The following is a 20081-nucleotide window of genomic DNA, read 5'->3' on the forward strand; positions in this document are numbered from 1 at the left end:
GAACGCCACTTTTACTTTCTCTCGTTTTGTTGCAACTCGCCACTAACGCTGTATTTGGCAAACGATAATGCGGGGCAAATACCTATTTTGTTATCCCTGCACTAAGACGCCAAACTGTGACATAATTTAAAAAATTATTACTATGCATAAACTGGGAAATACGTAATGGATGGGCAAAATCGTTCGGATATAGAAATAGGTTCTGATGTGAAAATCGTGCTGAAAAAGATCAACGCTCTGGTCGTCTGACTGAAGGGGTGGTAAAAGACATTTTAACTAATTCGCCATTTCATCCCCATGGCATTAAAGTTCGTTTGGAAAGTGGTGACGTAGGCAGAGTAAAAGAAATCGTCGGTTAGTTATTAGACTTGTTTTAAACCGGCATCCAAAAAGGTTTGCGATTCAGTGGCAAACCCTTGAGTTTTATATTCGTCCTGTGTTGCAACCTTGCACCTCGCCTTCCATTGCCAATAATTTATTAAGTCTGTTTGTTTCTGCTTCAACAAATAGATGCTAAGTCAGGCAATATGTTCTGTAAATTTAGACTTATTTAGCAACGACAACACGATTTTTACCTGTGCGCTTGGCTTGATATAAAGCGTCATCAACTCGTTTAAACAAGGAGTCCGCGTCGTCATTGTCACGAACTTCTGTTACCCCTAAACTGACTGTCACAGTCTTTTGAGCTTGGTGTTTTAATTCTGCATTGTTTTCAATATTTTGTCTGACCTGCTCAGCGATCTTGAGGGCATCTTCTGACTTAGTGTCGATTAACAAAATAATAAATTCTTCGCCGCCCCAACGAGCGATAAAATCACTTGTTCGAATGGTTGTCTTTAAGATATCGGCAATTTTAATTAAAACACCATCACCGACGTCATGACCTTCCACGTCGTTTACCTTTTTAAAATCATCTATGTCAAAAAACACCACAGCTAATTCTTGTTGGCGGCGCTTTTTCATTACAATAAAGTGCTCCAACCTGCTGTAAAAGGTTCTTCTATTGGGTAGGTCGGTCAAACTGTCATTGCTAGCAAGTTCATTCAATTTGCCGTGAATTTTTCTCACATATAACACGACAATAATAGTGATCAATAAAGTGATTAGAACCGATACAATAATATTAAAATAAAACGCCTCTAGAACCGACTGAGTAAAATTATCAACTTTAGCTTCTACTACGACATAAAGATCTAATTCTGCGACATATTTTTTGTTAACAAATACGCTTCGCCGTTCATAGTGTATTCAAATAACTGCTTATCTGGTTTGGTGATATCTGGTATTAATCGGCTTAATTCTTCATGCTGATTTAGGTGAGTTAAGTTATTCACCTCTTGCTCGGCGATAAATACCTGACCAGAAGCATTTATAAAATAAACATTAAAATTAAAACGTTCTCTAAAAAACTTAAGCATTTCATTGATGTAAGATGTTTTTAGGCCAATTCCAGTTGCCCCTAGCATGTTGTTATTATCATCATAAATTTTATGATTGATAAACATGATCAATGCTTCACCCATGTGCTTATTATAATCAATATTAACTTCGCTTTGTTCAGCCTTATCTCTGAAGCTAAAGTACCAATCATTGTGTTCATTATTAATGTCGATTTTTTCAAGAAAACCATTGGCCGTGTAATAGTTGTGGCTTTTTTCTGAGACCAAAAACGCAGTAAACATATTATATTTATTTTGTATCGTGCCGAGATACTGAGTTATTTGCCCCACGTCATTTTCTTCATGCGCCAGCCAATCCTTCATGAACGTGTCATTAGACATAACGGAGGCAATTAGATTGGGTTCTATGATTTGCTTTTGAATTTTTGTGTAAATGTTGTCTACCGTTAAAGGTAAAGAGCTATTTTTTAACTGCTTGCGAGTGGAGTCCATAGACTCAATATAATTAAGAACCGTTAAACTAATTGATAAAGTAAACAAAAGGGCGGTAATTATAAAAACAATTCGGTAGTCAAAGCGCATAGGTTTAAGGTTCTGCAAGAAATAAAATGCTCGGCTAATGTTAACAAGTTAGCTTAGAAAAGTAACTCCCCAATTGCTTTACATTAGTATCTCTAACTAAAAAAATACACTAACAAGCGATTCTCACATTATTATCTATCACACCAGCTGATACCTTAATATTGTACAGAGGCGGCATGCGTCAACCAAATGGTGAGCCAGCAACTGACTTTATTAACAAATGATCAATACCTGACTGTTAGTCACTTTAAATAAAGTGGGCTCAACTGGCCGACTAAAATCAAAAAGGAAAACATACGTTTTCCTTTTTTAATTCACTCAACATTATTTAAACCATACGCTTATAAATTTTTTTCAAAGCCGTTAACACCCTGTTGTGTAAACGACACTTTTAAAAACAAAACAATTATTACTCTGACCAATACCAACTCGTAACGTTATAACGATAACCTGCGGCATGTTCAGCGTTTAGCTTGTTCACCCAGTGTTCTGAGCCTTCCGAGGCGGGATCAAATAGCACACATCGATTAAACAATGGCGCAATCGTAACTGGCTTGTCGTCTTTACCTAAAAAGACTAACTCGCCACCAGCATTTGTATTCCATGTTTTATTTAAATATAGCAATAAACAAACTTCCCGGCCTGGAGAATCGTCCGCATGTAAGGATACAAAATCGGCTGAACCTAACCGGAAAAAATTAGTATTAATTTCGGGTTCACCAACATTGATGTCTGTTAGGTGAACGTTAAACACTCTAGATAACAAAGACAAAAACGTTTGAGAACGCAGAAACGCTAAAAAGTCCTGAGCCGGCTTTGCCCTTGAACTGTTATTTATTGACGTTGGACGCTGCCATGAATCTCTCTGCACAAACCGTTCTTCGTCACTGACTTCATGCCATTTAGATTGATCAACATACAATTCAGAATAGGAATGTGTTTGAGTTTGCCAATGAGTTGGTTGGCTTAAGACGTTCATCACGTCATTAAGTTTGGCTTCGTCAAACAAGTTATCAATAACGACGTAATTTGGGCTGGTGCTTGTCAACTTTGCCCGATAAAGTCGTATTGCAGAATCGCTCACTTGTTCTTCATTCAACCACATTAACTCTACCTACTCGCCTTTAGCAATTTTGACTTTGAAGTGGATAATACAGGGTTAATCAAAAAAATGAATCGTAGGAAAAAGCTTACTTACTTGTTTATTTACTCTGCCTTTAAACTAAATTCTGTAATGAACCCTAGGCACAAAACCCTCATATTAGATGAAATATTGATTTTTAAGTCCCCTCCTCAATTTGTTTAAAAATCCTTCCGAAAAAGTTATCGGGTTACCTTTTTAGGACCGGTTCGGTCACTTTAGATGCCGACATTAACTGCGTACCGGCAATAGATAACAGGCAATAGGTTGTGAAGAAATAGAAACCGTTGCCCAGTTGCGAGATGGTTTGACTGCTGATCTCCACGGCAAGTTGAAAGCCAAATACCGAAAACTCTTTCACCGTCGACGTTTCTGCATGGTTGGTTGATAATACGGCTAAAAATATTGCAACCACAAACACATCGGCCATCGACCATTTACCAATTGCATTAACAACATTCAGAAGCTTCGCTCTTAGTTGCTGTTCATGAATAAAATAGGCAATCGTTACCATCACCAATTTGATCAGTGGGATACATACCGAAAAGGCAAATATGAGTATCGCTACAAAAAAGCGCTGCTCCTGCCAAAGAGTATCTACGGTCGCCATAATCGACAATTCCTTGCCAACCAAGGGTGCTGTTAATTCAGAATTACTCAGTAAGACCATCATTTCCATATCAAATTCAAACATAGTGATAAAAATACCAGGAAGAAAAAGCCCAATGCCAGCATATTTAACAAAAAACCAAAATGTTGACGTTTTGTTTTCGACCGCAATGTTCCTAACCCTTTTGTATCCGACCCCATACTGCTTCCTCACTTGTTCACTGTGTATTGAACACTAAATATTTCTAATAACGTATCTTAGTTTTCTGACGTTGAAGTGCAATCTCTATGTTTAAAAATGGAAAATTAGCGCATGTAGAAAAATAACAATGACATCCAATTTTGTTTAATCATTACGGAAAACAAAAACGTTGCATGTTTTTCATCCAACTGCTATCTTTCAATTCTATTGTACCACTTGACCCACGGGTACAATGGTACAAGGCTAAAATAGATGCAAGGTTACAACGATGCAAAGGTACAACAAACATTGGTACAAGAAGCCAATACGCAAGTACACACTAACGGAGGATTTATGATAGTTGTTGATTTAAACAGTAGTGAACCCTTGTTTAGTCAGTTAATTAATCAGATCAAAAAGCAATTACCAACGACGAGCTACTTGCGGGTGCACCATTACCTTCTATTCGACAGCTCGCCAATGAATTGGACGTGAATAATAAAACCGTTGCTAAGGCTTATAAGCTTTTAGAACGTGACAATGTTATTGAGTCAAAGGGGTACAGAGGGACTTTTGTGCATCCAGAAGCAAAACAACATTGCACATTTAATTTAAACAATTGGTTGAATGAACAGCTCACCGACGTTGTTCAAACTCTTAAACAGTCTGGTGCGACCGACTCTGAAATTCGGATTGCATTTAACCAAGGTAATGACACAGCAAACAGAGGCTAACTAACATGATGACGCCAGAAATCGCAGAATTAAGCACCCTACAAATCGCGTTTTACGCGACAATCTTTCTACAAGTTTTGATTACCACGATATTAATTCCAACAAATATTTACAGAACGTTTGTAACAATACTGTCGAATTTTGCCCTTGAACACCAATCAAAAAGCACAGAAATATCTGCACGAGACATCAAGTTCGCAAAAGCGAGTTTAACTATCTATTTAGTCTTATCTGTAGTTATCGCCTTGTTTTCGACCTACGTTGTGCTGAGTAGTTATGTAGAGCAGAAAGAGTTGTTAAATTGGGACAACCAAGCCGGTGCGATTGTCTTAATTTTCCTCGCCATATTACCTGTCATTACATTAGCTTTATTAAATAGGTCGTTCCTTAAACATATTAGACAAAGCGTCTCAAGCCTGCGCAGCGCGTCGTTGTCACCATTAACATGGCGGGACTTTATGTCGCCAATGGTCATTATATTATTGGCTATTGGTCAATTAACGTTTATAGGCGCGACCGCATATTTCACTTTGAACCCATTTGACGGATTTGGTGGCATGTGGAATATTTTAGGTTTGGTCTTTTTAAACTCTGTGATGGGCTTCACAGTTTATAGCGGCATGAACAATCGAGGGTTGTCGACCATCGCCAATGAACATGAAAGGCTCAGCGCAAAAAAATTGATCATCAACGTTAATGTATTTATTTGGGTCGTTGCATCATATTACCTTACGCTGTCTTTGCTATTGGCTGGCTTTGATTTAAAAAGCTATTCTTTGGTACTACAGAGTATCTATTTACAGATTATTTTTATTGCCATGATTAAGGCATTTAAAGTTGGTGAATATAAAGCGCTTGATGCAAATTCACAGTTAAAATCATCATTGAACTAAATTAAATAAGCCGCTATTTTCCATCGATAGCGGCCGATTTATGGCAACAAGCGCTGCATAATTTTTTATGAAAGCTGCTCCACGGCAGAACTAACCCCTACCATTCCTTGATTTATCTCTTTAAACACTCCGTCGACTATAGGTAATTAATTCGGTGCCCAAATTGGCCTTTTCTTGAGTTGCCATAATACTCTCCGACAAGGCTTGTGAAATCGCTTGGTTTTCTTTTACAACATTGGTGATTTCAGTTGTCGACTTGCTAGTACGGGCTGCTAATTGCCTAACTTCATCGGCGACCACCGCAAAACCTCGGCCTTGTTCACCCGCTCGAGCTGCTTCAATTGCCGCATTTAGCGCCAGTAAATTAGTTTGGTCGGCGATGGATGATATTGTGTTTACTATGTCACTGATTTGAGTTGATTGACTGCCTAGCTCGCCAATATTGTTAAACAAAACATTCACGTTTTCGACAATTTCATCCATGATCCCAACACTGTCCTGCAGTAACAATTTTGCTTGTTGAGAAACCGCTTCCGTTTGCATTACAGTAGCCTGCACAGAAGCAGATGCATTCATTACATTTGTGATCCGACTAGTAACGTCTGATGCAAATTTGACGATTCTGATCAGATTACCAGCGCTATCAACTATTGGGTTATAACTGGCTTCTAGCCAAATAACATTGCCATTAGCCGTTTTACGTTCAAATAAACCATGGATATACTCACCTCGATTTAAGGTATCCCAAAACTGCTGGTATTCATGACTATTAACAAATTCGCTTTGACAGAACATCGCATGCGACTTACCTCTAACATCCTCAAGCCGATAGCCAACCGTCTTTAAAAAATTATCGTTCGCGTCGACAATTGAGCCATCTAGATTAAAAGATATTGTCGCCATTGACCTATCAAGTGCGGTTAAAATTCCATCCTGTACATTTGCTTTGTTGACGTGTTGGGTTACGTCAGTGGCCATTTTCACCACAGATATAACGTTGCCAAAATCATCTTTGATTGGGTTATAGGTTGCTTCCAACCAAATGGGTTCATTGTCTCTAGTAAATCGTAAAAACCTATCACTTAATGATTTCCCCGACGCCAACTGACTCCAAAAGGTTGAGTAATCACTCGTTCGTGTATACGCCTCGTCACAAAATATTCTATGATGTTGTCCTTTTATCTCGTCCAGTGAATAGCCGATGACGTTAAGGAAATTGTCGTTCGCATCTAAGACCTCGCCATTTGGTGTAAACTCAATAAACGCAATTGACGCTTTTAATCCCTCTAAAATTTGCCGTGACTTAATATCATGTAATTGTTGAGGAGTCGGTGTATCTACTTGTTTTGGATTTCTTGAAAAAAATTCATTTAAACAACCTTTGCACGTTCGCCATTTTGTTAGTTCATCCCTTTAGATCTGCTAAAACTATCATGATGGTTTTAAGAATGGCAGAAAGTTTGAAAATTACTAATTATCGAAGATATTTTTATCCACTAATGATTTTAATAACAAGAGGTTCACTACCTTTTGACGGTGCTAAATTCTTACTGGAAATATGGATATTTTCGGCGGTTATATACGATAAGCTCAAGGTTTGTTTAGAGGAGAGGGAAGTTGAATGAGTAATAAATTATCAGGTCACCGACTTCAATTCGATAACCTGACAATATTTAAATAACAATACCGCTACTCTTGTTATTCTTTTTAGACGCTTTAGCCGCCTTTTTTCTTTGGCTGTTAAAAGCGGTTTCTTTTTAGCATTCTTTTTACTGTCTTGACCTTTGCTCATGATATTTTCCAATTGTTGTAACGTCATCAACCCAAGGTCAAACATTTAACCTCAGGACTCTTGTTAGCAATGAATCCAGTTAATAACCTAAACCAATGAATAACCTATTGAGTATGTGCGCATATCTACACAATAGATAGGCATTGCAAAAAATATCTAAAATGGCATCTTAGTAATTCTGTAATAATGAACAAAAGTGTCAGCGCTATGATAAGACCAATTAACACGTCAGATGCACAATTCGTAGCAGAAATTTACAATCATTACGTCTCAAATACGACGGTCACGTTTGAAGAACACCTATAGTAACATCACAAGATATGGTCGCCAGAATTGACGAATGTAAAACGAATGGACTCCCATGGTTTGTGGCAATAGATGAAAACCAAATCATTGGCTACTGTTATGCGAGCAAATGGAAGGGTCGGTGTGCATATCGTTACTCCGTTGAAGCGACGGTATATCTGTCACCAACCGCGACTTCAAAAGGATGGGGAACCCAGCTTTACAACCAGCTATTATCGCAACTGACCGAACAAGGGATACATGCAGTAGTTTGTGGAATAGCATTGCCAAATGACGCAAGCATAGCGTTACACGAAAAATTTGGAATGGAAAAAGTGGCTCATTTTAAGCAAGTTGGACGTAAATTTGATACATGGATAGACGTTGGATATTGGCAGTGCTTACTTACCTAATTTTAAGGTATCGTTCGCTTTTGCACACTTAGATTAGTTAGCCCTATTTTTAAGATTTAAGTCTGTGGGCCATTTTACCGAGATAAAACAAGGGGGATCTGTGATCAACCTGTTTTCCAACACCATTTGTCACTAATCAATTAACAGGAAACATCAATGAATTTCGAATTTTTAGATCAGGAATTCCTCAATTTTGGCCCTCTAACAGACGCTTTTATTTTGCTATTCAGTGGTCTTATTGTCACATTGTTCGCTAAAGGAAAGCTGTTCATCAAAGCCAAAGACAATGAAGCGAAGAGTAATAAGTCGATGTTAGAAAATATTTTTTATCTCGGTTTGCTGCTTATTTTGGTCAGCTTTATTCAATTTTTTAGATATTTTCTTATATAACAAACTATAGGGTGCGGTTAATTATGACGTCGGATTTACCCCCAAATGTAGTAGCCATTTTAGAAAAATCAGAATGGCATGAAGAGCGTAAATTGCTGCGTGAGATTTTGCTGAACCACGACTTAGAAGAAGACGTAAAGTGGGGAAACTTATGTTACACCCACAACAACAGTAATGTTGCGTTAATTTATTGCCTCAAAGATTATTGTGCCATTGGATTCTTAAAAGGTGTTTTACTCAAAGACCCACAAAACTTACTGCAAAAACCTGGGCCTAATTCACAATCGGCAAAATGGATGAGGTTTAACAACAAGCAAGATATTAAGACCCTTAAAACCACTCTCGGTGACTACATAAAAAATGCCATTGATGTAGAACGCGCAGGTTTGAAAGTCGATTTCAAAGAAAAAATGAATTGATATACCCCACTGAATTGCTCCAAGTTTTTCAACAATCACCGGAATTAGAAGTCGCTTTTGAAAACTTAACACCCGGCCGAAAACGAGGTTATATTTTGCATTTTACAGGGGCGAAACAATCCAAAACACGCACATCTCGGATCAACAAATGTGTCGCTAAAATAATGTCTGGCAAAGGCTTTAATGAACGTTAGTCACTTTAAAAATTAAAGTTTTTGACTTTGTTGGTAAAATTCAGAAGTCAGCTTAGGTGTAAATAAAATAGCATGTTGGAAAACATTCAAGACCACTAAAATGCTAACCCAATTTGTAATGCAGCACCGAGTTCGTCGTTTTTTCAGACTTTGCCACAGCAATATCGACATTAAGCTGATTAGTCGAAAAACCTAACCCAATAGAGGGCAATGTCGCCCCATTAACTAAGTTCTGTCGAACGCCAAAACGCAGTGCACCGTAACCTGTCATCGGTAATTCGATACCCAAACTGGCATATTGTTTGTTTGGGTCAAATCCAATGGGATCATTTGATGTTAAGTCTACATCCCCAACTAGATGAAAGGACGTTCCCTGATAAGACACGCCGAATCTTGCAAGGGGTCGATATTTAATGGTGTTATCAAGCGCCGTTAAAAAGTCATAAGGTAAGACATTTTTGACCACCAGACCCATTTTTGTTGTGGAATTAAAATGGTAACTCACTCCAATATCGGCGTTGAATTTATTATATTCGGTTTGGTTTCCTTTTGATGTCACTTCGCCAGCACTGACATCTGCAATATCTGTTTCAAAGTCAATTGTCGTTAGCTGTAACTGTTTTAAATTTATGCCCACTGTGACCCCCTGAAAATTAGCAAAGGCGGTCGCAAAACCAATACTCGACTCACTAATAAATGCGCCTTGCACAGCAATAGTCGACTGCAATTTATTACTTGGTTTATAACGAATATATTGATTTAGCTGTGGCGGGTTATTGATTGCATCTGGATCCTTCAAAGCGGCTTCTAAGTCATTTAATCGTAAGTATTCTTTAAGATCTGTCGCCAATCTACCGGTATCAATGGCTTCTTCGATAAGTTGCTGCATTCCAGGTAAGTAAAAATAGTCTTCAAGTTTTGAAGTCAGTTCTCCTGAATCGATCGACGTATTAATAAGCGCTTCAAGAGTGCTCAAATCAAGTTCATTTGCTAAAGCGATTGCATCTTCGACGTTGTCGGCAATATCGGCCATTATGTTTAAAATTCGAATTGCTTTACTGATTTGTCGCTGGTCATCCTGATTAAAATTAATTTGGGCACCAACAACATAATAACGACGATAATGTGCGCCCCAAGCTGTTGCATGACCAGTTTTACCCGCTGATAACTGGTAGGAAGCACTAACTCTTAGAGGTTTATTAGACAGGTTATTTAGGTCGTTTTGCCATTGTGCTGCGGCACCGGCTACAACTCGAATGTCATTTGAAACCAATGTACCTTGGTTAAAACGTGTTTTGGCGAGTTGCAGTTGAGTATCAAATGCCAATTGCGCATTATTTTTTGGTATTCATCGACGGCGTTAATAAACCCATCACGGTCTAATATTCTCGCGCCTAAATAAGGCACCGAAAAAACACATTGGATTTGCCAGAGGTGACCAATAAAGCAGGGTTAAACAAGGTTGCGTTGTAAATAGGCGAACTTGCAACTCCCGCACCTCCTAACGCCATCGATCTAGGGTCAAAAGACAAAAACGAGACCGCAAAAACATTGCTAGAAAAAACCAGTAATAACAGGCCAGTATTTTGTATCGTAGAAGCTATTTTGAATGGATAAAAAATCTTAAAACCACTAAGAACCTTGTTCTTTTTTAATCGAGTGTTTAATAGGCTTAGTGACAATTTGAGTTTACGTGGGATCATTTTTTCTTAGCCTAGTTTAACAGCATCATATAGTTTACACAGCTCACCAACGTTTGCCCCATTTTCTCACTGTTCAGACCGTTAAAGACGAACAACGAGCTCATTGCTGTCGCCAAACTTAAGGATGTTTTAGTTTTTATAATAAAAATATACACTGGTAAACATGTATTACTCGGTAATAAGAATTAAAAATGGAAACCAAACTCGTTGTTGCAATTATTCATGGCATGGGTGATATACACCCCGACTTTGCAGACCAATTTATCGATGACGTTTGTGACCAAATCTCGCCTGATGTGTCACCTCAGGCCATAAAATTTGTCCCTATCCATTGGGGGTATATTACACAACCAATTCAAGATCAGTTCTATCAAAGAGCAAATGCGGTGGCAGACTTAGATTACAAACCCGTTCGTAAATTTATTTTGTCAGCACTAGGCGACGCCGCGGCCTACCAAAAAAGCCAAATCAAACGAATTCAACTTACCAACAAATTCATTCGGTTGTTAAGTCCAAACTTGATATCAATGTACCAGACAATACGCCACTAATTGTTGTTGCCCACTCTCTTGGCTGTCACATTATGTCGAATTACTTGTGGGACAAACAACACCACCCTGACCCGGCAGCCAGCCCGTTTCAAAATGGCAAGACGTTAGCCGGTATGTTTACTCTCGGTTGTAATATACCGTTGTTTTCATTTGCTGAAAGCGATCCACAGCCGATAGCATTCCCGGGCAATGTCTTATCTTCAACGCTCAAACAAAACGCGCGCTGGTTTAATTATTTTGATAAGGACGATGTCTTAGGTTACCCCATTAAAGTCATTAATGAGGCCTACAATAAGGTGGTGGACGAAGATATTGAAGTGGATATCGGGGGCTTACTTCGAAGCTGGAATCCATTTTCACACGACGTTTATTGGTCGGACAAAGACATAATTAATCCAGTGGCCAACTACCTAAGCACAACACTCAAAATTCTCGATAACGACTAACTTTACAACACATTAACGAGAATATTGATTTAACCGCAGAGCTTTAATCAAGCGGCGTTATTACAATGCCGTAGAGATCAAATTGGTTAAGTTGTCCATCTACGCCACCAGCAGATGAATACGTCTCGTTTGTTGTTAGATAGCTCATGTTATAAAAATCGGTTAACGACAAGGTATATTGTCCGGCTTTTAGGTCGAGGTATATGGGTGTCGACAAACTAATCCCAGCATCCGGTTTAGTATGCGGCATTTGTACAATCTTCTTAGCAACAAGCATATCGCCTAGTCGAATATTAGCGGCCTTCACTCCAGCGGTTATACCAGTATTAATAGAGTGATTCAAATTGCGATATCTAAATTGCAAAGCGACCTTACCCGGCGTCGCTTGTTGCCAAGATAACTCAAACTTGTCGGTTGCTGAGCCCCAATTTTGTAGTGTATTGCCAAAGGCTGTTGGGGTGATTTTAATGTTGCTAACAACGGTGTTCGAATCAACATCCACTTGCGTAGCTTGCCCAGCACAAACCGTTTTACTCAAATGCGATACAGTCCCAGATTGCTTAAATTGGGCACTAACGTTGTAGCAGGCGTTTTCTTGATCGCTCAGCGGACTATCTTGCCATGTAGACTGAGTTAAATTTTCAGCCACTAATAAACCATTTTTATAGACATTAAATGTCACGGTTGCAGTGTTAACATCGTCTATATGAAGCTCAATACCGCTATCTATTGCCGTCAAAGTTAAGTTAGGTTCAACCGGAGCAAAATGTTGAACGTTATCGTTCGATGGTAAACCCGTCACTAATGTCATTTTGTTGTCCGTACTTTGTTCAACAAGATCAACCGTTATCTCGTTGTTTTCTAACAACATAGCTGCCTCAAGGGTATTTGTTTTTAGCACTTGGTTATTGAGCTTAATAGTGCCTGCGCGTAAGACCTGTTTAGCGCTGTAACTCGATGGTAAGTTGAGCGTTAGTGTAATTGACTTCCCTAACCAATTAAGTTGATGCAATACCACTTCTGTTTGGCCTGAAAAATAATGTAGGGCGACGTCAGTCGGTAAATACGGATCAATTTTTAAGGTACTTTTTGCACTTAACCCATCTGAAGCACTATCGACACCAAAAATTCCGCTAACCACCATGTTGATGTATCCGGCTACTGACCATAGTTGACGCTTGGAGTTAATTGCGGGTCCCGATTGTTGTGGCTGCTCTCTATCTAGCCAAATTGATTGGCCAGACAACCACTCTAAATTTTCCATATTGGATAAGTTTAACGCCGCGCCTCGAATAATAGATTCAATTGCGTTCGTAGCAACCGCCGCGTTGTTGCCTCGTTTAGCCGCTTGCAAACCAAAGGCCGTGACAAAAGGCCAAATTGCACGATTATGATAAATTTGAATACCAGGTTGTTGTGGGAATATAACCGGAGCCCCCATCTTGCTGTGAGGGTATCGCTTAAGTATCATTTCCGTTTTTGTCTGGTCTGCAATACCAGTAATTATCGCCAAAGACTGACCAAGCCAGTCGTATTTTTGCATTGCGACTGGGTAATGATGGCCACTCGATAAGCTTGAGTACAACCCCTGTTCTGGCAACCAGAAAAAATCATTAATATGTTGTTTTAGTTCATCAGCCCACTGTTGGTAACGGGTGGCGACTTTACTGTTATTCGTTTCCTAGGCCAACTTAGCAGCCAACGTTAAGGCCTGATAATGGGCGACATTAGTTGAAAGTGACATTGAAGTTGCCATTGAAGATAAATCATCAACTATCCACTGGGCATAACTCTGTTCACGCCAATCGAGGAATGACTGCTCGCCTTGGTACAATCCTACGGTAGAATTAAAGATGGCGATGCGGTCTAATTCGATAGTATTGATTAACGCATCTAATGCTTTCCTAGCAAACCGCGAGCGTTCATTATCTGCGATATTGGCAAGGACCGACTCGGCACCAAATGCCCATGTCACTCTGTCCGTGCTAATTGGCCAGCTGCCGCCACTGCCAGTATCTTGTAATATTTGGGTTCCGGCAGCAGTCATCAATTCACTTCCGGTCACTGAAACTTCATCTCTAAATGGCGATGTTTTAAAGAGCAGTGAATTAACTACGCGTTTAGGGTCAAAAAGCCCAAACCTAACTGTGCCGCGTAAGATAAGTCGCGAGTCCAGACGTAATTCCATTTTTCTCCTGTTTCAAAACAGGGACAAGCAATGGCCTTACCTAAGTTGTAGTTTCCATCTTTGATATTGGCAACCGAGTTTAATTTCATCTCATCCATAGAAAGCGCAAACAGAGCATCAAACGCGATATTGCCGCTGCGCACATAAGGCAGATTTGATGATTCGCTGTATGTTGAGTGTTGTGGTACAGGGTCACGTAATAACTGCGTGGTGGCATGTACATAGGTTTTTAATTGACCCGTCGTTTTAGCCACTGAAAATGTAGCGCGCTGCTCCTGTCCTAAAACATCCTCATACTGCAATTGAGTTATACCCTTGTCACCGTGAGGCTGTTCAATACTTGTCGCTTTGAACAAAACATTTTCAATAATAAGATTAACGGGCGTAACAGACGTATCTACGACAATATCAAATTGTGCTGGTTGTGGAGTGAGGATTTGGCTGTTGTAGTCGACGTTTTTTTAGCCAACGCAAATGCAGTGTTTTGATCGTGCTCTAAATCAATAACATGATCGGATGCCAATAACATTTGAAGAGACCAGTCATTTGACGCCACTTTAAACGCGTGAATACCAAGGCCAACAGATATAGTACTGCGGTATTTGCCCGATGGCTGTTTTACCAGAGGGTTTTCAGTTCCCCAACCGTTAAACGCGCCACGAATATACAAATCGTCCTGTGATAGATCAGTATTTGTTACAGCCTGTTTTGAACAAGACACGATAGTTGTCAGAGCCAATGTTGTTAAAACCAATGTAGTAATCGATACCATTAACCCTAGTTTCTTTGTGACCAGTTTCAAATTACACGTCCATTAAATTAATCTTTTACGTGCGTTTAGTGTATGCAGGGGAAGGGGTGGAACAATATGTGATTGCACCATAAACTTGATTTCATACGTATTCATCACCACAACCAACAAGATTTTTAGTTTTAGATGACTTTCAATTCGGTAATGCGCTTAGCTTGTTGTTGATAATACTGTGATTTTTCAGGTTGGTTTTGTTGTGCAAAAAGTCCGATAACAACAAATAACAATCCGCTATTTTATTGCTTTGCTCTAACATCGAAAAATGCGCTATTGCGTCTATTAAAATAGGCTCAGCCAACTCGTTATTTTGAGCCGTTAAGTATTTCCCGTACTGAAATACCGCATAAGAAAATATTTCGATATTGTAAAGTCGACCTTCGCTTTTTAGTTCGGCAAGGACATTGTAGCCTGTGGCGATGGTAGTAACAGGAACACTCGAATTATCGTACACCCAACTAACAAACTGGTAAAAATACGTTTTTCAGGCTCGTTTTTAAAAGCTTTTTGCAAAGTGGACAAATGTTCAAGTGCGATATCGGTATTGCCTAAATACTGCTGATATTGGGCTTTTACATACAATAATGAATTTTTCAAACCAACAGGCTCAAATTGCTCGATTTGAGCCACAGCGTCCATTAATTCTTTGGCTTTCTCGACCTCGTTCAATTTTAAATACACTGCTGCACGTTTTAATTGTGATAAACCAAAACCGTATTTGTCGTTTCGTTTTAATGCGTATTTTTCTGATTCTTGATAATAAACCAGCGCTTCTTTATATTGACCTAACTGACGTTTGTCGTCAGCTAACGTTAATAACGCATTGCCTACCGACTGCAATGTCGTCACTTCGTATTGTTGTTTATCTACGCTCGAACAAGACGTTAAACCTAAAACAACTGAGATAAGTGATCCTAAAAATATCAAAGATTTGATCGAATTAATCATTCATCTCTATTCCTTTTGGTGGTTTGTTTTTTCTATTCCGCCTTTAAGTAATGGATTGTTGTTTACGCCCTGCAGCGTTTTGTCCATCCGGTTAAGTACTTTTAATAGGGTATTTACGGTCACAGCCAATTGCATTCGTTCAGCGTAGACTTCATCTATCATACCCTTCACTAAATTAAGGCTTTCGTTTACGTTAGTCATTATCTCTGGTAGCTGCCCACCTGTGGTTTGCTCCACTAATCCGATCGGATCTTGATATTGAGCAGACACCGATTGCAGTTCAGTTATTAAAGCTTCGGCTTCACTTAATAATCCATCAATCTTAGTTTGCGTTAAAGGGACATTAGCTAAAATTTGATTCGCGTTTGCGATCAGCAATTCCGTTTCATTCACCACAGAACTGCTGCTAAGTTGCTGACTTAAGATCAGTAAATGGTCACTCATCGACGCAACTCGATCGAGTATTTTAAACAACGAACCGTCTTCTGGGTTATCTGATTTTTGTAGGTTGGTGAGCAAGGTATTGACGCTTGAGATGATTGAGTCCACGCTGTTTCTTAGCTTAGAGATAATGCCTTTTTAACAAACATACGGCCCACATCACTATCAATGTAAGGCACCATAGACCCTGCAAATAAGGGATCATAGCGATACCCAGCCAACTTGTTGGGCATGAGCAATTCAAATTCAGTAGCATTGTTCAAAAATACGTTTTGATTGCCTGATAAAACCGCGTGTTGAATTATTTTAGGCTGGTAATCAATAAATACGTAAAAGTCGACTTCGATATCGTTGGTCTCTTCATTTAAACTGAAATCTGAAATTCGACCAATTTCGAGCCCTTTGAAATAAATAGGCGGTTTTGCGCTTAACCCTTTAGCGTCGTTTAAAATCGTTCGGTAATAAACCTTATCTACCAATGCTTTAGTATTAATCAAAATGATCACAGTGAACGCAATAAGAAAGGCCAAACCTGCCGTCACAAAGGCAAATACGATACGGTTAGTACGATTAGCGTTATTTAACATCGTGTTGCCTTAAAATACCTTCCGATAATATAAAGTGTCGTGTTGCAAATTCTACAATAAGCTCATCATTATTTGACAATAATATGATTGTTGAACCTGCCCGTTTTAAATCGCTTAATAATGATTTGACCACATCTTCGTAGCGTTGGTCTATCTCTACTAAGGGGGCATCCCAAATTAAACATTTAGGTTCGAGTAACATTCCTCTTACAAAGCCCGCTAATGCTGCCTGCCCAACTGATAGAGCATCCATTCGTTGAGACAAAAACTTGGTTATACCGACCAGTTCAGTTAGATGATTTATTTTAGCCAGCTTATCCTCTCTACTTAAGTAAGGATAATGCAAATTGAGTGGTAACAAAAAGTTTTCTAACAGAGACAAATTAGAAATCAGTGCTGGACGTTGAAATATTGTGGAAAAGCACTTTCTAAAATGTTGATTTTGTTGCTGGTTCATTGAGTATATTGCTTGCTCATCGACCAAAACTCGACCTTTATCTGGTTGAATTAATCCACATAAAATTGAAAACAACAGCGATTTTCCGTTACCCGACGGTGCGGATATCACAATTGACTCCCCACTTTCGACATTAAAACTAACATTACGTAGCAGTTTTACGTCACCTCGATTGTGACTGACGTTTTGCATATTCACGTTCATTACATATTCACCAAAATCATGTAAAGCCCGGAACCGATGGCATTTACCATCACAACCGCGATAACTGAACCACCCACCGCTTTAATATTTCGCTGTGGAACCTCGGTAATTGCCCGTTGGACGCTAAGACCTTGAAAACTACTGATTACGCTGATGAAAAACCCAGACATCACAACCTTGAGCACCATCATAAATAAATCCAGCGCTTCGAGTTGGTCCATTAACCGAGTTACAAACTCCACCAAGGGGATGTTTTGAAATAAGTTACTTATGAGAAAGCCACCAAATATACCAGTCATCAAAAAATAGCTCATCAGAATAACCAAAGATAAAATCATGCCGATAACACGGGGCGTAACAAGATAGGAGATTGGCGCGACGCCCATGCAAATTAACGCGTCAATTTCCCGATTAACCCGCATATTGCCTAACTCAGTGCAAATGGCAGTTCCTGAGCGGGCTAAAATAATGAGACAAACGATAAATGGACCAAGATCACGAACCATGGCAAAGATAAGTATTTTGTAGATCCACTCTGTTTGACCAATCGAGGTCAACAAAGGATACCCTTCGGCAATAATGATGGCACCTAAGACCAAAGATAATAGGGTACATAGGCCTAATGCCTGAACGCCCGTGAATAAAACCTGCTTGACCAAGACATCAAAACTGATGGCTTTATTACGGCGGAAGTGGATGAGGTCGTCGATAACCTCTGCGGAAAATATTGTTAGACTGTTTGTCATATTTATCGCGCTTTATCCAAAGAGTTTACAGCCAATATTGGCTATAAATTAAGTTAACTGCCTTATAATCATACGTTTCAGACCAACAATCAACCTCTAACTCAATGGCAATTTCAAATCGTTTATATTTGATAATAACCGAGGATCATACCAACAGTTGTTTTCGCTAATTGGTCAATTTGTTCAGCATTCAATTCCGGCTTCATTCGCATAAACTGCGGCCAAAATGCTTGCCCTTTAAGCAGGCTAATGATCTGATCATTAATAAAATTCACATCAGTTAATTTAAGTCTTTTATCCGCTTGAGCGGCCTTAAGCCAACGCTTCATTGCGGTTTCTTGTTGAAAAAACTGCGCCATATTTTCCTGTAACGCTTCTGGGTTAAACAGCCAATAGCCCATGGAAACACGGATTAGTTCTGATATTTCAGGGCAGCACATAATACTTAATTCATTCTTAATTAAGATTAATAATTGCTCGTCGAGTGGTTTATCTGGCTGGTAGTTAAAATCAAATATTGCGATGTTTTTCTGCCAAATTTCTTGAATAAGTCCAGTAACCAAAACTTCTTTACTTGGGAAATGGTTATACACAGTACGTTTTGACACTTCCGCCATTTCAGCAATCTTATCCATACTGGTATTGTTCACACCAAATTGTTGAAATGCCTGCATTGCACTTGTCACGATAGCTTCGCGCTTTAATTCGCTTCGAGTTTTTTTATATCAGTCATCACAAATCCTCAATTCCCAGACGCCAAACTTAGCGGCCAACATTTTTACACTAATCAGTTTACTTTTCAATTTATTCACTTAAACTACACCGTGCAGTGTACTTTGTGAAGAGATGTTATGATTAAATTATTAGGGGCAGTCATTATGGCGATTTTGTTAACTGGATGTGCAACCGAACCCACTAAAACGTTTGAAAATAGTGAAATTAAATACTCATCTGATTTGGGTCAACTTTGGCAAATTGCTAAAGCTTTCTGGAACGACGACCGAAAGTACGCAACCCCAAAAGAGGCTATTCCGATGGCCAAATTAACAACGGAAATGCTCACATCAAGCCACGAAGACGCTGTTTTTAAACTAGGTCATTCTTCGGTTTTACTTCGCATTGATGGTGAATTTATTTTATTTGATCCTGTCTTTAGCGAACGCGCCTTCCCGGTCCAATGGATGGGGCCTAAACGTTTTCATCAAGCACCAATTTCTATTGACGATTTGCCGCATATTACCGCTGTCGTTATCAGCCATGATCATTACGACCACCTAGATAAAAACGCCATTAAACAACTCGCTTCAAAAGTAGACCGCTTTATTACGCCCCTTAAAGTGGGCCAGCACTTAACTGATTGGGGCGTGGATAGTCAAAAAATTATCGAACTTGATTGGTGGCAACAAACTAATGTCAAAGGCGTCAATGTTGTCGCCACACCTTCACAGCACTTTTCTGGCCGAACATTAACCGACCGCGACGAAACATTGTGGGCAAGTTGGGTTATTCAAGGCTGGGAAAACAAAGTGTTTTTTAGTGGTGACTCAGGTTACTTCTCTGGCTTTAAAACTATCGGAGAAAAATTCGGACCGTTTGACGTCACACTTATCGAAACTGGCGCTTACAACAAGCTTTGGTCAGAGATTCATATGATGCCAGAACAGAGTTTACAGGCGCATATTGATTTGAACGGTAAGGTAATGATCCCGATTCACAACGGTACTTTTGACCTATCTCTACATGATTGGTTTGCCCCTTTAGAATCTATTTTCCAATTGGCAAGTGACAATGACGTTCGATTAGCAACTCCTATTTTTGGCGAAGCACTTTTGATCAACAACGCTAAAACAAGCAAACAACCCGCGACGACTTGGTGGCGTAAATTTATGCCAATCGATGAGCAATCAGCGACGTCTGACTATGGACCTAACAAATTAACTCCATCGTTGTCCTCTGGCGGCGAATAACC

At 39.3% G+C, this 20081-nt stretch carries 29 protein-coding genes and 2 pseudogenes; 11 read left to right on the forward strand and 20 right to left on the reverse strand.

The genetic code is table 11. From position 1 onward, the window contains the following. The first annotated feature begins 165 nt into the window (after positions 1-165). Positions 166-359 (forward strand): annotated as a pseudogene (locus PN838_RS13935) (YwbE family protein). A gap of 3 nt (positions 360-362) precedes the next feature. Here the strand turns inward: PN838_RS13935 and PN838_RS13940 are convergent. The 5 genes from PN838_RS13940 to PN838_RS13960 all read right to left on the reverse strand — a co-directional run bounded on the left by PN838_RS13940 (position 363) and on the right by PN838_RS13960 (position 3817). Further along, positions 363-503 carry a hypothetical protein gene (locus tag PN838_RS13940; RefSeq protein WP_272181060.1) on the reverse strand — a complete coding sequence of 47 codons (141 nt, stop codon included), beginning with the start codon at positions 501-503 and terminating at the stop codon, positions 363-365. A 43-nt stretch (positions 504-546) separates the two neighbouring features. Beyond that, positions 547-1047, reverse strand: coding sequence for a GGDEF domain-containing protein (locus PN838_RS13945; protein ID WP_272181061.1), 501 nt, complete (start codon positions 1045-1047; stop codon positions 547-549). Positions 1048-1193: 146 nt separating this feature from the next. Further along, positions 1194-2000, reverse strand: coding sequence for a cache domain-containing protein (locus tag PN838_RS13950; protein WP_272181062.1), 807 nt, complete (start codon positions 1998-2000; stop codon positions 1194-1196). Between the two features lie 391 nt (positions 2001-2391). Next, positions 2392-3087, reverse strand: a complete 696-nt coding sequence (locus tag PN838_RS13955) for a 2OG-Fe(II) oxygenase (protein WP_272181063.1) — start codon at positions 3085-3087, stop codon at positions 2392-2394. 226 nt (positions 3088-3313) lie between these two features. After that, positions 3314-3817: a paraquat-inducible protein A gene (locus tag PN838_RS13960; RefSeq protein ID WP_272181064.1), complete on the reverse strand. Its 504-nt coding sequence runs from the start codon at positions 3815-3817 to the stop codon at positions 3314-3316. Between the two features lie 369 nt (positions 3818-4186). Between PN838_RS13960 and PN838_RS13965 the strand changes: the two genes are divergently transcribed. Genes PN838_RS13965 through PN838_RS13975 form a run of 3 tightly spaced genes read left to right on the forward strand, consistent with a single transcriptional unit; the run spans position 4187 to position 5540 of the window. Further along, positions 4187-4408, forward strand: coding sequence for a hypothetical protein (locus tag PN838_RS13965; protein ID WP_272181065.1), 222 nt, complete (start codon positions 4187-4189; stop codon positions 4406-4408). Next, on the forward strand, positions 4378-4647 hold the full coding sequence (locus PN838_RS13970) for a GntR family transcriptional regulator (RefSeq protein WP_272182601.1): 270 nt from the start codon (positions 4378-4380) through the stop codon (positions 4645-4647). The genes PN838_RS13965 and PN838_RS13970 overlap by 31 nt, the downstream gene beginning before the upstream one ends. Before the next feature lie 5 nt (positions 4648-4652). Continuing rightward, entirely contained in the window at positions 4653-5540 is an 888-nt protein-coding gene (locus tag PN838_RS13975; protein WP_272181066.1) for a hypothetical protein, read from the forward strand. Positions 5541-5660: 120 nt separating this feature from the next. Here the strand turns inward: PN838_RS13975 and PN838_RS27360 are convergent, their stop codons facing one another. The 3 genes and pseudogenes from PN838_RS27360 to PN838_RS13985 form a co-directional block, all read right to left on the reverse strand. Next, entirely contained in the window at positions 5661-6116 is a 456-nt protein-coding gene (locus tag PN838_RS27360) for a methyl-accepting chemotaxis protein (protein ID WP_370661110.1), read from the reverse strand. A gap of 69 nt (positions 6117-6185) precedes the next feature. Next, positions 6186-6848, reverse strand: a pseudogene (locus tag PN838_RS27365) (PAS domain-containing protein); the annotation flags it as partial. Positions 6849-7176: 328 nt separating this feature from the next. Continuing rightward, complete coding sequence (locus PN838_RS13985; RefSeq protein WP_272181067.1) at positions 7177-7377, reverse strand: hypothetical protein; 201 nt, start codon at positions 7375-7377, stop codon at positions 7177-7179. 275 nt (positions 7378-7652) lie between these two features. Between PN838_RS13985 and PN838_RS13990 the strand changes: the two genes are divergently transcribed. The 4 genes from PN838_RS13990 (at position 7653) to PN838_RS14005 (ending at position 9033) form a co-directional block, all read left to right on the forward strand. Beyond that, positions 7653-8030 carry a GNAT family N-acetyltransferase gene (locus tag PN838_RS13990; RefSeq protein WP_334313366.1) on the forward strand — a complete coding sequence of 126 codons (378 nt, stop codon included), beginning with the start codon at positions 7653-7655 and terminating at the stop codon, positions 8028-8030. 156 nt (positions 8031-8186) lie between these two features. Next, positions 8187-8420 (forward strand): hypothetical protein, encoded by a 234-nt coding sequence (locus PN838_RS13995; RefSeq protein WP_215964424.1) that lies wholly within the window; start codon positions 8187-8189, stop codon positions 8418-8420. 23 nt (positions 8421-8443) lie between these two features. Then, complete coding sequence (locus PN838_RS14000; RefSeq protein WP_272181068.1) at positions 8444-8839, forward strand: DUF1801 domain-containing protein; 396 nt, start codon at positions 8444-8446, stop codon at positions 8837-8839. Continuing rightward, complete coding sequence (locus tag PN838_RS14005) at positions 8836-9033, forward strand: YdeI/OmpD-associated family protein (protein WP_272181069.1); 198 nt, start codon at positions 8836-8838, stop codon at positions 9031-9033. Before PN838_RS14000 ends, PN838_RS14005 begins: the two co-directional genes overlap by 4 nt. Positions 9034-9136: 103 nt before the next feature. Here the strand turns inward: PN838_RS14005 and traF are convergent, their stop codons facing one another. Further along, entirely contained in the window at positions 9137-10360 is a 1224-nt protein-coding gene (gene traF, locus PN838_RS14010) for a conjugal transfer protein TraF (RefSeq protein ID WP_272181070.1), read from the reverse strand. A 567-nt stretch (positions 10361-10927) separates the two neighbouring features. Here traF and PN838_RS14015 point away from each other — a divergent pair. After that, the gene (locus PN838_RS14015) at positions 10928-11287 is read left to right on the forward strand and encodes a hypothetical protein (RefSeq protein WP_272181071.1); all 360 of its coding nucleotides are present in this window, start codon (positions 10928-10930) and stop codon (positions 11285-11287) included. 32 nt (positions 11288-11319) lie between these two features. After that, complete coding sequence (locus PN838_RS14020; RefSeq protein ID WP_272181072.1) at positions 11320-11733, forward strand: hypothetical protein; 414 nt, start codon at positions 11320-11322, stop codon at positions 11731-11733. Between the two features lie 43 nt (positions 11734-11776). On the opposite strand, the gene PN838_RS14025 is transcribed toward PN838_RS14020, so the two are convergent. The 11 genes from PN838_RS14025 to PN838_RS14075 form a co-directional block, all read right to left on the reverse strand. Next, positions 11777-13318: a hypothetical protein gene (locus PN838_RS14025; RefSeq protein WP_272181073.1), complete on the reverse strand. Its 1542-nt coding sequence runs from the start codon at positions 13316-13318 to the stop codon at positions 11777-11779. A 96-nt stretch (positions 13319-13414) separates the two neighbouring features. Further along, positions 13415-13921 carry a hypothetical protein gene (locus PN838_RS14030; protein WP_272181074.1) on the reverse strand — a complete coding sequence of 169 codons (507 nt, stop codon included), beginning with the start codon at positions 13919-13921 and terminating at the stop codon, positions 13415-13417. Then, positions 13846-14277, reverse strand: a complete 432-nt coding sequence (locus PN838_RS14035; protein ID WP_272181075.1) for a hypothetical protein — start codon at positions 14275-14277, stop codon at positions 13846-13848. Before PN838_RS14035 ends, PN838_RS14030 begins: the two co-directional genes overlap by 76 nt. A 41-nt stretch (positions 14278-14318) precedes the next feature. Beyond that, complete coding sequence (locus PN838_RS14040) at positions 14319-14723, reverse strand: early set domain-containing protein (RefSeq protein ID WP_272181076.1); 405 nt, start codon at positions 14721-14723, stop codon at positions 14319-14321. 142 nt (positions 14724-14865) lie between these two features. Further along, positions 14866-15183 (reverse strand): hypothetical protein, encoded by a 318-nt coding sequence (locus tag PN838_RS14045; RefSeq protein ID WP_272181077.1) that lies wholly within the window; start codon positions 15181-15183, stop codon positions 14866-14868. Beyond that, positions 15117-15677, reverse strand: a complete 561-nt coding sequence (locus PN838_RS14050; RefSeq protein ID WP_272181078.1) for an outer membrane protein assembly factor BamD — start codon at positions 15675-15677, stop codon at positions 15117-15119. The genes PN838_RS14045 and PN838_RS14050 overlap by 67 nt, the downstream gene beginning before the upstream one ends. A 6-nt stretch (positions 15678-15683) precedes the next feature. Further along, entirely contained in the window at positions 15684-16226 is a 543-nt protein-coding gene (locus PN838_RS14055; RefSeq protein WP_272181079.1) for a hypothetical protein, read from the reverse strand. Between the two features lie 8 nt (positions 16227-16234). Next, entirely contained in the window at positions 16235-16705 is a 471-nt protein-coding gene (locus PN838_RS14060; RefSeq protein WP_272181080.1) for an MlaD family protein, read from the reverse strand. Next, positions 16695-17354 carry an ATP-binding cassette domain-containing protein gene (locus PN838_RS14065; RefSeq protein ID WP_272182603.1) on the reverse strand — a complete coding sequence of 220 codons (660 nt, stop codon included), beginning with the start codon at positions 17352-17354 and terminating at the stop codon, positions 16695-16697. Before PN838_RS14065 ends, PN838_RS14060 begins: the two co-directional genes overlap by 11 nt. Before the next feature lie 11 nt (positions 17355-17365). After that, complete coding sequence (locus tag PN838_RS14070; RefSeq protein WP_215964432.1) at positions 17366-18112, reverse strand: ABC transporter permease; 747 nt, start codon at positions 18110-18112, stop codon at positions 17366-17368. A gap of 122 nt (positions 18113-18234) precedes the next feature. Beyond that, complete coding sequence (locus PN838_RS14075) at positions 18235-18798, reverse strand: TetR/AcrR family transcriptional regulator (RefSeq protein ID WP_272181081.1); 564 nt, start codon at positions 18796-18798, stop codon at positions 18235-18237. Positions 18799-18963: 165 nt separating this feature from the next. Here PN838_RS14075 and PN838_RS14080 point away from each other — a divergent pair, with 165 nt between their 5' ends. Next, a complete protein-coding gene (locus tag PN838_RS14080) occupies positions 18964-20079 on the forward strand; it encodes an MBL fold metallo-hydrolase (RefSeq protein WP_215964434.1) in 1116 nt (371 codons plus the stop codon). Positions 20080-20081 lie beyond the last annotated feature (2 nt).

It is taken from the genome of Psychrosphaera algicola (assembly GCF_028401425.1).
Classification (GTDB): domain Bacteria; phylum Pseudomonadota; class Gammaproteobacteria; order Enterobacterales; family Alteromonadaceae; genus Psychrosphaera; species Psychrosphaera algicola.